The 11,710-nt window shown below is 66.7% G+C and carries 11 protein-coding genes and 1 pseudogene; 1 reads left to right on the top strand and 11 read right to left on the bottom strand.

Annotation, left to right across the window (positions count from 1 at the left end; translation table 11 throughout):
- The first annotated feature begins 68 nt into the window (after nt 1–68).
- Nucleotides 69–503 (top strand): universal stress protein, encoded by a 435-nt coding sequence (locus AC3FOF_RS07940; RefSeq protein ID WP_017223886.1) that lies wholly within the window; start codon nt 69–71, stop codon nt 501–503.
- A 98-nt stretch (nt 504–601) separates the two neighbouring features.
- Here the strand turns inward: AC3FOF_RS07940 and loiP are convergent, their stop codons facing one another.
- The 11 genes and pseudogenes from loiP to AC3FOF_RS07995 all read right to left on the bottom strand — a co-directional run bounded on the left by loiP (nt 602) and on the right by AC3FOF_RS07995 (nt 11,626).
- On the bottom strand, nt 602–1,354 hold the full coding sequence (gene loiP / locus AC3FOF_RS07945; RefSeq protein ID WP_017223887.1) for a metalloprotease LoiP: 753 nt from the start codon (nt 1,352–1,354) through the stop codon (nt 602–604).
- A 360-nt stretch (nt 1,355–1,714) separates the two neighbouring features.
- Nucleotides 1,715–3,007, bottom strand: coding sequence for an isocitrate lyase (gene aceA / locus AC3FOF_RS07950; RefSeq protein WP_017223888.1), 1,293 nt, complete (start codon nt 3,005–3,007; stop codon nt 1,715–1,717).
- 423 nt (nt 3,008–3,430) lie between these two features.
- Nucleotides 3,431–4,417, bottom strand: a pseudogene (locus tag AC3FOF_RS07955) (alpha/beta fold hydrolase); the annotation flags it as partial.
- Between the two features lie 136 nt (nt 4,418–4,553).
- Nucleotides 4,554–4,979, bottom strand: a complete 426-nt coding sequence (locus AC3FOF_RS07960; RefSeq protein ID WP_017223890.1) for a gamma-glutamylcyclotransferase family protein — start codon at nt 4,977–4,979, stop codon at nt 4,554–4,556.
- Between the two features lie 2 nt (nt 4,980–4,981).
- A complete protein-coding gene (gene rraA / locus AC3FOF_RS07965) occupies nt 4,982–5,479 on the bottom strand; it encodes a ribonuclease E activity regulator RraA (RefSeq protein ID WP_488726244.1) in 498 nt (165 codons plus the stop codon).
- A 100-nt stretch (nt 5,480–5,579) separates the two neighbouring features.
- Nucleotides 5,580–7,322 carry a thiamine pyrophosphate-binding protein gene (locus AC3FOF_RS07970; RefSeq protein WP_488726245.1) on the bottom strand — a complete coding sequence of 581 codons (1,743 nt, stop codon included), beginning with the start codon at nt 7,320–7,322 and terminating at the stop codon, nt 5,580–5,582.
- Between the two features lie 96 nt (nt 7,323–7,418).
- Nucleotides 7,419–8,681 carry an MFS transporter gene (locus AC3FOF_RS07975; RefSeq protein ID WP_488726246.1) on the bottom strand — a complete coding sequence of 421 codons (1,263 nt, stop codon included), beginning with the start codon at nt 8,679–8,681 and terminating at the stop codon, nt 7,419–7,421.
- A 119-nt stretch (nt 8,682–8,800) separates the two neighbouring features.
- Nucleotides 8,801–9,631 (bottom strand): LytR/AlgR family response regulator transcription factor, encoded by an 831-nt coding sequence (locus AC3FOF_RS07980; protein WP_276263813.1) that lies wholly within the window; start codon nt 9,629–9,631, stop codon nt 8,801–8,803.
- Between the two features lie 63 nt (nt 9,632–9,694).
- Nucleotides 9,695–10,885 carry a sensor histidine kinase gene (locus AC3FOF_RS07985; RefSeq protein WP_488726247.1) on the bottom strand — a complete coding sequence of 397 codons (1,191 nt, stop codon included), beginning with the start codon at nt 10,883–10,885 and terminating at the stop codon, nt 9,695–9,697.
- A gap of 100 nt (nt 10,886–10,985) precedes the next feature.
- A complete protein-coding gene (locus AC3FOF_RS07990; RefSeq protein WP_488726248.1) occupies nt 10,986–11,423 on the bottom strand; it encodes a terminase in 438 nt (145 codons plus the stop codon).
- The gene (locus tag AC3FOF_RS07995; RefSeq protein ID WP_017230773.1) at nt 11,420–11,626 is read right to left on the bottom strand and encodes a LiaI-LiaF-like domain-containing protein; all 207 of its coding nucleotides are present in this window, start codon (nt 11,624–11,626) and stop codon (nt 11,420–11,422) included. The genes AC3FOF_RS07990 and AC3FOF_RS07995 overlap by 4 nt, the downstream gene beginning before the upstream one ends.
- Nucleotides 11,627–11,710: the final 84 nt, after the last annotated feature.

Consider the following 11,710-nt stretch of genomic DNA (forward strand, 5'->3'; position numbering starts at 1 on the left):
CGTGCGGCCTGCCACCCGGCCATCCGCCTCTACGTTCATACGTCCAATACGCCCCAAAGGAGTCCAGCATGTTCAAGCACATCCTGCTACCTACCGACGGTTCGGAACTGTCCAAGAAGGCCATCGACGGCGCGCTGGAACTCGCCAGGACAATCAATGCGCGTGTTACCGCCTATGTCTGCCTGGAGGAATACCCCTACACGCCCTTCAGCGAGATCGTGGTGGAGGCGCCCCAGGCCTTCAAGGACCGCATCGAAAGCCAGGCCAAGCTGTACCTGAAGGAAGTGGAGACCGCCGCTACGGCCCAGGGCATCAGTTTCGACGCCGATATGACCACCTTCGCGGTGCCCTACCTGGGTATCATCGACGCGGCCGAGCGCCATGGCTGCGACGTGATCTTCATGGCTTCGCATGGCCGGCGCGGTCTGTCCGGCCTGTTGCTGGGCAGCGAGACGCAGAAGGTGCTGACACACACCGATATCCCGGTGATCGTGTATCGCTGAGCAACCGGCGCGGGCCGGCAAAGACGAAAAAAGGCTGGCTGCCCGATTGGGGCAGCCAGCCTTTTCGCTTTTCGTCCAACCGGCTACGCCGGTCGGGATCAGCTTCCCTTCTTGATGCGGTCTTCGATATGATTGGCGCGGTCTTCCGAGCCCGGGTGCGACGAGAACATGCTCGACTTGCCGCCATCCAGCTTGGCCAGCTTCTGGAACGCCGTGACCAGGCCGCGGGTATTGGCCTTGTTCTTGGTCAACACGTCGAACGAGTAGTCGTCGGCGGCGCTTTCCTGCGTTTGCGAGAATTGCGCGTTGATCAGCTTCTCGCCCATTTCGCCCAGTTGCGAGGACGACAAGGCAGCCACGGCGCCATTGCCGCTGGCGGCCAGCGCGCCGCGTGCCGCCATGGCGGCGTACGCCACCTGCATCTTGTTCTTGGTGTGGCCCAGTGCCACGTGGCCCAGTTCGTGGCCAACCACGCCGCGCACTTCGTCGTCGGTCATCATGTCCATCAGGCCGCTGTAGACGCGCACGCAGCCGTTAGCCATGGCCCAGGCGTTGACGTCCTTGGTCAGGTAGACCTTGGCGTTGATGTTGGACACGTCGGTCGACTGCAGGCCGGACATGATCTTGGTCAGGCGCTTGCCGTAGGTGCTGTTGGCCGCCGCGATCTTGTTGGACTTGTCGAGCTCCGCGCAAGACTGGTCGGACATGGCCTTGACATCGCCGTCGCTCAGCGAGGCCGCCTTGAGCATCGACGTGCCGGCGCCCAGCATGCCGTCGACATTGGTGCCGGCGCAGCCAGCCACAACGGCGGAAAGAGCAGCGATGGCCGCCAGGGAGAGTTTGTGCTTCATGATTGATTTCTTCTTGGGATGTGCACCGGCCAGGTTGCCGGCCAGTGACTTTTACGGACATGTGCCGGTGGCAGACCGGCGACCCCCTGCGTGCCTCTTCTGGCACACGGCCGAATCATATCGCTGAAATCCACCCAAGTGAACCAGAAATATCTGAATCTACACGGACACTTTTTTTGACATTTTTTCACGCATCGGCCCCGGCTCGCCATTTCCGGGCCACAGCGGGCGGGCGCCCAAAAACAAAAAACCGCGCCGCCCCTGAGAGAGACACGGCGCGGCGCCTAATTGGCGGGCGCGATGGTCGCGCGCCCGCCAAGCTGACCAGCTGTCGAAGCTGGCGATCTAATAATCCAATACTCAGGCCACCTTCTTGTCGAAGAACTGTTCGTCCTCGGTCGAACCCTTCAGTGCGGTCGTCGACGACTGGCCGCCTTCGATGGTCTGGGTCACGGCGTCGAAGTAGCCGGTACCGACTTCGCGCTGGTGCTTGACGGCGGTGAAGCCCTTCTCGGCAGCGGCGAACTCGTTTTCCTGCAGTTCGACGAAAGCGCTCATCTGGTTGCGGGCATAGCCGTAGGCCAGGTTGAACATCGAGTAGTTCAGCGAGTGGAAGCCGGCCAGCGTGATGAACTGGAACTTGTAGCCCATCGCGCCCAGTTCCTTCTGGAACCTGGCGATGGTGGCATCGTCCAGGTTCTTCTTCCAGTTGAACGACGGCGAGCAGTTGTAGGCCAGCAGCTTGCCCGGGAACTTGGCGTGCACGGCTTCGGCAAATTTCTTGGCGAACTCCAGGTCCGGCTTGCCGGTTTCGCACCACACCAGGTCGGCCACTTCAGCGTAGGCCAGGGCACGGGCGATCGACTGCTCGATGCCGGGCTTGGTGCGGTAGAAACCTTCCACCGTGCGCTCGCCGGTGCAGAACGGGCGATCGCGCTCGTCCACGTCGGAGGTCAGCAGGTCGGCGGCTTCGGCGTCGGTACGGGCGATCACCAGGGTCGGCACGCCGGACACATCGGCAGCCAGGCGCGCGGCGGTCAGCTTGGCGACGGCTTCACGCGTCGGCACCAGCACCTTGCCACCCATGTGGCCGCACTTCTTGACCGAAGCCAGCTGGTCTTCGAAGTGCACGCCGGCGGCGCCCGCTTCGATCATGGACTTCATCAGTTCGAAAGCGTTCAGCACGCCGCCGAAACCGGCTTCGGCGTCAGCCACGATCGGCGCGAAGAAGTCGGTGTCGCCCTTGCCTTCGCTCCACTGGATCTGGTCGGCGCGCTGGAAGGTGTTGTTGATGCGCCTGACCACCATCGGCACCGAGTTGGCCGGGTACAGCGACTGGTCGGGGTACATTTCGCCGGCCAGGTTGGCGTCGCCGGCGACTTGCCAGCCCGACAGGTAGATAGCCTTCAGGCCGGCCTTGACCTGCTGCATGGCCTGGTTGCCGGTCAGCGCGCCCAGCGTGTTGACGAAGGGCTCGGTGTTCAGCAGGTGCCACAGCTTTTCCGCACCGCGGCGGGCCAGGGTGTGCTCGATCTGCACGGAGCCGCGCAGGCGGACGACGTCATCGGCAGTGTAGTGACGCGCGATGCCCTTCCAGCGTGGATTGGTTTCCCATTCTTTTTGCAGTTTCTGAGCTTCGAGTTCGCGGGACATTGCACTCTCCTGGTGATTGAGACGGGTATGGCATAGGAAACTTGCGACGGGCTTGCCGGACTGCATTGCCGGCTTGCCGACCGGTGCACTTTCGGGGACGGTCCGGAGGCTGCATCCTGCTTGCCTCGCCACCCCTGTTTTTCGCGCCTCAGGTCATGTGTCTTATATAAGAGTGTAGGGAAACGTCCCGCGTCGCAACAGCCCGAAATGCAGTCATTGCTTTGTTTTTTTATTCTTTATAATCATATGCTTGCAAAGCATATTTCACGATACGGCAAGTGATCTTCCATCATGAGAAATGGCCGTTGTGCTGCGCATCTACATTTTTTTGCCGCACAAAACTGCTTTCCGCATTATGAAAATCAGGGATTGCGCCAGCGCGCCGGCTCACGCCTGCCGCACAGTCCCGCCTTCCCCTCCGCCTTGCCCATCCGGCATGCGCGCCTGCCGCAAAGCCAGCGGCTCCGGGCCGCCCTCGATATACCCCGCAAGATCTTTCACCATGTTAGCCATCCCGGCAGGATCCGCCAGCGGCAACCAGTGCCGCGCCCGCACCTCGCGGCGCCACCAGCGTCCGACCCAGCGCGACAGATCCTCGGACAGTGCCGGCCCGACATAGCGGTCCAGCAGCGGCACGATCACCTGTACCGGCACATGCGCGTGGCGTTCGCGCGGCGAGAACAGCCTCGGCAGCATATTGGCGCGGTAAAGGGCCAGGCCATGGCGGCCGTCCGCGGCCTGGGTGGGGTTGGGGTCCGCGTCGATGCGCTCGGAGCGCTTCAGGTACGCCGGCCACGCGCGCCCCATCCACAAGCGCCAACCCAGCTCCGGCAGCCATGGCAAATGGAAGAGATAGATGTACCAGGACGACACCATCTGACGCAGCGAGCGGGACAGCGCCGCGAGCGAGAGGCGGCGGTTTCCGCGCATCCAGTAGCCGACGTGGTCCAGGCAAGGCCCGGAGCAGGACGTGAACGACGCGATGCGGCCATGCAGGCGCGCTTCGGTGACAAATTCCCAGCACTGGATCGAACCCCAGTCATGGCCGACCAGATGCACCGGCGCGTCGGGCGAGACGGCGTCGATCACCGCGCTGAAGTCTTCCGTCAGCCTGGCCAGACGGTACGCCGGCACGCCTTTGGGCGCCGAGGAGCCGCCCGCGCCGCGCACATCATAGGCCACGACGTAGTAGTCATTGGCAAGCAGCCGCGCCACGCCGTGCCAGACCGTGCTGTTGTCCGGATAGCCGTGCACCAGCACGATCGCGCGGCGTGCCGGATCGCCCCAGGTCTTGACAAGCAGCCGCACCGCGCCCGAGTGGACGAAGCGCAGCGCGGGACCGGGGGCGGGAGCATGCGTGCCCAGGTCGGTACGCACGGCATTCGGCAGGCTGGTATCGGGAGCGGGCATGGTCAACCATGACATTGAACAATGGAATGGTTGACCATGCTACGCCAGGACCCGCTGCCCCGCGAGCCGGCGCCATGGCGTTTGAAACGGATGCAAACCGCCACCGCGCGCCGGCTTGCAGCGGGCAGCAGCGGCATCAGCCCTGGGCGGAGCGGCCGTCCGCGCGCGCGCGCCGGTAAGCCACCCAGTCCCCGGAAGCGATGCGCGGCAAGCCCGCTACAGCATCCTCGCCCACGGGATACAGCAGGCAGTGCACGGATCGGCCGCCCGCCACCACCGGCCGCTCTTCACGGATGAAGAGCGAGGCCTGACCGGGGTAGACCTCTTCGATTTCATCGAGTATGGGCACCAGGGCGGCGTCGACCTCGTAGAGGTCGCCCGCCACGCCGGGAGCGGCATCGTCGAGCACCAGGCCGGGATAGTTGCCGAAGTCATAGAGCCGGCCCGGCACGGTTGCGCCGCCCAGCAGCCTCGGCGCGGCAATGCCGTGCCGGCGCGCGGCCGCGTTGAGATCGTTGACTTCGCCGGCGCGCAGCGTGCCGTAGACGAAAACCACCGGCATGCTCAGCCCTCCAGCTTGCTGTCCGCCACCAGCACGCCGTCGGCGTCCGCATAGATCCAGTTGCCCGGCCGCACCACCGCGCCCGGCATCAGCACCGCGACCTCGCGCTCGCCGATATTGCGTTTCTGGCTTTTCTGCGGATGCAGGGCCAGGGCGCGCACGCCGATATCGCAAACCGCCAGCTCCGCGCTGTCGCGCACGCTGCCGTTGACGATGATGCCGGCCCACCCGTTCTTCTCGGCCAGCACGCCAAGATTGCCGCCCACCAGCGCGCAGCGCAGCGAGCCGCCCCCGTCCACCACCAGCACGCGGCCATTGCCGGGCGACTCGACCGCTTCGCGCACCAGCGAATTGTCTTCGAACACCTTCAGCGTGGCTGCCGGGCCGGAGAAGGCCGTGCGTTTGCCGAAATGGCGGAACACCGGCGCCAGCACGCGCAGCGAGCCGTCGGCCAGGCGTGTCTCGTTGGCATCGCACAGATCGGTGGTAGCAAGGCTCATGGAGGACTCCTAAGTCAGGTTGGTCAGGTAGCTAGGTTGGAAAAGGAAGGCCAAAAACAAGGCAATCGACAAGAACGCCGCACGACGGCGCCGTCCCGCCTCAGGACCCGCCCCGCGCTGCCAGCGCCTGGGCGCGGATGGCCTGCAGCGTGGTGCGCGGCGTAATCTGTTCGGGGTCGATGCGGATCTCGATCAGGCTGGCGACCGGCGCGGCCAGCGCCTCGCGCAGGGCCGGCTCGAATTCTTCGTTGCGGGTGACGACGGCGCCGCGCGCGCCATAGGCCCGCGCCAGCGCCGCGAAATCGGGATTGTGCAACTCCGTGCCGCTTACGTGGCCGGGATACTCCCGCTCCTGGTGCATGCGGATGGTGCCGTACATGCCGTTGTTGACGACGATGACAATGATTGCCGCGCCATACTGCATGGCCGTGGCCAGTTCCTGGCCATTCATCAGGAAGCAGCCGTCGCCCGCCAGCGCCACCACGGTGCGCCCGGGGAAGGCGATCTTGGCGCCTACCGCCGCCGGCACGCCGTAGCCCATGGCGCCGCTGGTCGGCGCAAGCTGGCCGCGGCCACCGCCCGCAAAAGGCCGGTAGCGGAAATAGCGATGCAGCCAGCTGGCGTAGTTGCCGGCGCCGTTGGTCACCACGGCGTCGGCCGGCAGTACGGCATCCAGCGTGCGCACCATGGCGGCCAGGTCCACACCCGGCCCGGCATAAGGGCGCGGCTCGACATAAGCTTCATAGTCCGCGTGCGCGGCGGCGGTCCATGCCTGCCAGCGCGGCGCGGCCGGCGCATCGAGCCGCGCGAGCCGTGCCGCAATGGCCGGCATCGAGGCCTGCACCATCAGGTCGGCCTGGTAGACGCTGCCCAGCTCCTCGGCGCCCGCATGCACGTGGATCAAGGTCTGCGCGGGCCGGGGTGCGGCCAGCAGCGTATACCCGCCGGTGGTCATCTCGCCCAGGCGCGGGCCGATGGCCAGCACCAGGTCGGCCGCGCGGATGCGCTCCGCCAGGGCCGGGTTGATGCCAATGCCGACATCGCCCGCATAGCTGGCGTGGCGGCTGTCGAACAGGTCCTGGAAGCGGAAGGCGCAACCCACCGGCAACCGGAATCGTTCGGCAAAGCGCTGCAGGTCCTGGCAGGCCTGCGGCGTCCAGCCGCTGCCGCCGGCAATCACAAAGGGACGCTCGGCGGCCGCCAGCATGCCGGCCAGCCGGGCCAGGTCCGCCTCCCCCGGCCAGCTCATGACGCGCTGGTAATGCGCCAGCTGCGGCACGGCGGCCTGCTGGGAGAGCATATCCTCCGGCAGCGCCAGCACCACCGGGCCGGGCCTGCCGGAGGTAGCGGTCTGGTAGGCCCGCGCGATGTACTCGGGAATCCGCTCCGCGCGGTCGATCTGCGCCACCCACTTGGCCATCTGGCCGAACATGCGGCGGTAGTCGATCTCCTGGAACGCCTCGCGATCGGCAAAATCGCCGCCGACCTGGCCGATGAAGAGAATCATCGGCGTGGAGTCCTGGTATGCCGTATGCACGCCGATGCTGGCATTGGTGGCGCCGGGGCCGCGCGTGCAGAACGCCAGGCCGGGCTGCCCGGTCAGCTTGCCGTAGGCTTCGGCCATGACCGCCGCCCCGCCCTCCTGCCGGCAGATCACGAAGCGCAGGCGATCGCGCCGCGCGTGGAATCCGTCGAGCACGGCAAGATAGCTCTCGCCAGGCACCCCGAACGCGAGCTCGGCGCCGTGGGCCAGCAGTGCATCGACCAGGACATGGCCGCCCGGCTGGGGCGGGGCCCCGGCGGCGTCATGGGAAGCGCTAACAGCGGAATTGGAATTGGCCATGGGCAATCGACAGTCGCGGTTGAAGGTTCCGTGCGGAACCGTGGATTCCTGGGGTGGCCCGCTCACGCCCTCGCGCATTCCGGGCCGGGCCTGGCGTCAGCCGGCGGCCGCCCGCTTGCCTGCCATCTCGCGCCGCGAACGGTTGCCATTGCCCACCGTGACGGCAGTGAAGATCGCCAGCATCTGGAAAGCGCCGATCATGAAGAAGACCCAGCTGGGCCAGCGCGCGTCCATCAGCGCGCCAAAGAACAGCGGCCCGCTGGCCAGCCCGATATCCAGGCCGGAGTAGACCACGCCATAGACCCGCCCGGTGGCCCCGGCCGGCGCCGCGGCGCGCACCAGCAAATCCCGCGAAGGCCCGGCGGTACCCGCGCCGAAGCCGATCACGCCCATCAGCACCGGCACCAGCGCGGCCGGCAACGCGCCCAGCCCCACCACGATGGCGACCAGGCCCGACAACGTGAAACTCATGGCGATCAGGCGGTCGTGGTTGCTGGTGCGTCCGGCGGCGAAGCCGCCCACGATCATGCCGCCCGCGCTGCACAGCATATAGGCGGTGTAGCAAGCCGTGGCGAGCGTCAGCGGCATGCCATAGAGCTGGGTCAGCGCGGTCGGCGCGAAGCTCTGGATACCGGAGAACGAGAACGTCGTGATCAGGAAGAAGGCCCAGCAGATCCACACCTGGGGCAGCTTGAGGAACGCCAGCATGCCGCCACCGGCCTTGGCCGCCGTTGCTGGCCTGGGGGCGGCGCCATGGGTGCTGCGGGGATCGAGCACATGCCGCAACGCAAGCAATACCGCCAGCACGCCAAAGGCCACCACCGAGGCGCAGCCAAGGGCGGTGCGCCAGCTGCCGAATTCGGCGATGGTCACCAGGAAAACCGGCGCCGCGGCCCAGCCCAGGTTGCCCGAGATGCCATGCACCGAGAACGCGTGGCCCAGCCGCGGCTGCGACACATGCTTGTTGAGCAAGGTGAAATCGGCGGGATGGAAGACGCCGTTGCCGATGCCGGCCACGCCGGCGCCGAGCAGCAGCATGGCATAGCTGGGGCTGACCGACAGCAGCAGGGCGGCGGCGCCCAGCAGCCCAAGCCCCCCGAACAGCACCGGCGAGGCGCCGAAGCGGTCGACCACGAAGCCCGAAGCCGTCTGCACCACCGCCGAGACGGCAAAGAACACCGTCATCAGCAAACCCAGCTCGGCGTAGCTCAGCCCGAACTCGGCCTTGATCCAGGGAAACAGGGGCGCCAGCAGCAGATGGTAGAAGTGCGAAACGCCGTGGGCCAGCCCGACCAGGCCGATCACCTGGGCATCGTGGCGCAGCGGATTGCGAACGGGGTCAAAGGTGGCGGTGGTCATCGGGCGGCTGTGTGCTGGACTGAGGCATGGCGCGCCGGCCGCTGCTGCCTGGCCCGTTGAGCGCGCTGCGAATACCGCATCATAGAGGAAAACCGCCCCCGGCAGGAGTGCCCTGCCCGCTACATCTGCTTGAACAGGTAAGCGTACTGGCGCGCGACCGGCAGGGTTTCGGAGCGGTTGCGCAGCTTGAGCGCGAGCCGCCCGAGCGACTGGTTCACCGCGCTGGCCACGCAATCGATATTCACCACGGTGCCGCGGTGGATCTGCCAGAAGCGCTCGGGATCGAGCTGCTGCGAGAGCTCGCGCAGGCTGGTGCGGATCAGCGCCTCGCCACCGACGGACACGACGTTGACGTATTTGTCCGTCGCCTCCAGATAGATCACTTCATCGACCGGGATAATGCGGATCTCCTGCCCCACCAGCGCCTTGATAAAGCGCAGGTAGCCATGCTGGGGCGCGCCCGCCGGCGCCTGCTGGCCCGGCATGCCACCCGGCTCCAGCGTCTCCAGCCGCGCCAGCAACTGCGCCAGGCGCTCGGTGTCGATCACGCCGCCGCCCTCCTCGCTGGCCTGCGCGTGCGCTGCCAGCCGAGCCTTGAGGCGGTGCACCGTCGCCTCCAGCCGGTCCGGCTGCACCGGCTTGAGCACGTAATCGACCGCCTCGCGCTCGAAGGCTTCGAGCGCGAACTGGTCGTATGCCGTGACGAAGACGACCAGCGGCGGATGATCGAATTCCATCAGTTCGCGGGCCACGTCCATGCCGCTCATGCCAGGCATGCGGATATCGAGGAAGGCCACCTGCGGCGCGTGTTGGCGGGCCGCCTCCAGCGCGGATACGCCGTCGTGCACCACGGCGACGATTTGCGCCTCGGGCCAGAGGCTGGATAATTCGGCATGCAGGACGCGCGCGAGCAGCGGCTCGTCGTCGGCGATCAACAAGGTCGGAGACATGGGGGCAATAGTAAGCGGTTGGATCAGCCGGGGCAGCCGGGACGGGTGAAGCGGTCAGTCGCCTCAGGAATGGGAAACGCGCTGCGCGGCCCGCGCGACGGGGGCCATCCCGATGCCGGCGGCGACATTGGCCGACGCCGCCGGTGCCGGCGCCGGCACCGCTGCCGGCACCGGGGTGCGCACGACCGGCAAGGTCAGCCGGACAATCACGCCGCGCGGGGTGTTCTCTTCCATCTGCATGCTGGCGGCGGCCCCGAAGATACGGGCCAGCCGCTCGCGCACATGGGTCAGGCCCAGGCCGGAGCCCTTGGTCATGGCATGCCCGAAACCAACCCCGGTATCGGCGATCACCACCTGCACCGCGGCGTCGCCCTGGGCGCGCGCCGACAGCACGATCCTGCCGCCACGCATGCACGGCTCGATGCCATGGCTGACCGCGTTCTCCACCAGCGGCTGGATCAGCATGGGCGGGATCTCCACCTCCGCGAGCTCAGGGGGCAATTCGATGTCGTAGCTCAAGCGCGTGCCGAAGCGCAGCGCCTGTATGTCGAGATAGCTGCGCAGCAACTCGAACTCCTGGCGCAGCGTGCATTGCTCGGCACGCGTGTGCGCCAGCGACATGCGCAGGAAGCCGATCAGCCGTTGCAGCAGCCGCCGCGCGGCCTGCTGGTCTGTTGCGATCAGGCAATCCAGGTTGGCCAGGGAGTTGAACAGGAAATGCGGCTCGATCTGTGCCTGCAGCGCCATCAGCTGCGCACGTACCAGTTGCTTCTCCGCTTCCTCGCGCTGCAGGGCGTCGAGCGCGGCCTGCCGCTCCAGATGGGCGAGCTTCTCCCGCGACCAGTAGAAGTAGATCATGCTGGCCGAAGCGAGCATGCCCACCACCAGGCACATGCGCAGCATGTCCGTGGCTTCCTCCAAGGACTTCGCCGGCTCGTTGAGGACGATGCGCGTGGCCCAGCTGCCCAGGATCACCCCCAGCGGCACGGCAACGGCGGTCAGGCACAGGAAAGGCCAGCGCCGGGGGCGCTCGTTCCACCAGATCACCACGCGCGCGATGTCGATCAACAGCCAGATCGACACGCCGATGAACTGGCTGTAGACGAAGTTGTGCCAGAGCGAACCCCCGGTGCGAAAACCGTAGTTCAGGCACACGGCGATCACGGTGTTGATGCACACCACGAACACCAGGTCGCGGCCAAGGATAGAGATGCGGGAGGGTATGGCGGCGGGGCAGCGATCCATCGATTTCATTTGCGCGTGGCCTCCACGCCCTGGCGGGCGAACGGCGGGAATACAAACCCGGCGGGCCAGGCCCGCAGACAAATCAGTGACAGCACATTGTAGCGGGCGCTCATACGCTTGGGCGCCCATGGCCCGGTTCGCGCGTGTGCCGTGCCGCCTTGCCCGGCTCCGGGCCGTCCACGGCATCCACGGCCGCCTTGCCCTGCAAGGCGGCCCACCATTGTCCCGTCAGCACATAGCGCGGGAAGGTGATCCACTGTTCGGCCAGGATGCGCTGCGCCACGTCGAGCGGGCCGGCAAACGGCTCGGGCCGGACCGCCTCGAACCGGTGACCGCGCCCCTGGAGCATCATCGACAGGGCCATGCACAGCACGCCCAGGCCCAACGCGGGAACGGACAACGACAGCAGGCCATAGAAGAACAGCACATTGCCCGCCAGGAACATCGGCACGGCGACGATGTGCAGCAACAGGCTGCGCGGATGCGTGTGATTGCGGGCGTAGCCGTGCCATTGCCAGCGCAGCAGCCCTTCCGGGTGCCGGCTCATTGCCCGGTGCCGCGCTGGTTGACGCGGCGCCAGACCAGACGGCGCACCAGCAGCAGCACGCCCACGGCCACCAGCAGCAGCGGCCATCCCTCGCGGGCGACGTATTCCGGCAGGACACCGGTGTTCTGTGCCAGGAAGATCCCGCCCAGCAGGATCAGGATCACGGGGGCAATCAGCCCCTTGCCGCCACGGCCTTGTTTCATCTCGCTCTCCTCGCGCTTCGCTGCTCTCTCGGGCGCACCGTCATTGTTGCGGTGCATCAATCCGATGTGACGCCTTCAATGTAT

The organism is Cupriavidus sp. 96C5-1 (assembly GCF_057798855.1).

Bases quoted from the DNA above. Each gene is read 5' to 3' on its own strand.
- AC3FOF_RS07940 (WP_017223886.1), top strand. From the start codon at position 69: ATGTTCAAGCACATCCTGCTACCTACCGACGGTTCGGAACTGTCCAAG.
- loiP (WP_017223887.1), bottom strand. From the start codon at position 1,354: ATGAAGCACAAACTCTCCCTGGCGGCCATCGCTGCTCTTTCCGCCGTT.
- aceA (WP_017223888.1), bottom strand. From the start codon at position 3,007: ATGTCCCGCGAACTCGAAGCTCAGAAACTGCAAAAAGAATGGGAAACC.
- AC3FOF_RS07960 (WP_017223890.1), bottom strand. From the start codon at position 4,979: ATGCCGGTGGTTTTCGTCTACGGCACGCTGCGCGCCGGCGAAGTCAAC.
- rraA (WP_488726244.1), bottom strand. From the start codon at position 5,479: ATGAGCCTTGCTACCACCGATCTGTGCGATGCCAACGAGACACGCCTG.
- AC3FOF_RS07970 (WP_488726245.1), bottom strand. From the start codon at position 7,322: ATGGCCAATTCCAATTCCGCTGTTAGCGCTTCCCATGACGCCGCCGGG.
- AC3FOF_RS07975 (WP_488726246.1), bottom strand. From the start codon at position 8,681: ATGACCACCGCCACCTTTGACCCCGTTCGCAATCCGCTGCGCCACGAT.
- AC3FOF_RS07980 (WP_276263813.1), bottom strand. From the start codon at position 9,631: ATGTCTCCGACCTTGTTGATCGCCGACGACGAGCCGCTGCTCGCGCGC.
- AC3FOF_RS07985 (WP_488726247.1), bottom strand. From the start codon at position 10,885: ATGAAATCGATGGATCGCTGCCCCGCCGCCATACCCTCCCGCATCTCT.
- AC3FOF_RS07990 (WP_488726248.1), bottom strand. From the start codon at position 11,423: ATGAGCCGGCACCCGGAAGGGCTGCTGCGCTGGCAATGGCACGGCTAC.
- AC3FOF_RS07995 (WP_017230773.1), bottom strand. From the start codon at position 11,626: ATGAAACAAGGCCGTGGCGGCAAGGGGCTGATTGCCCCCGTGATCCTG.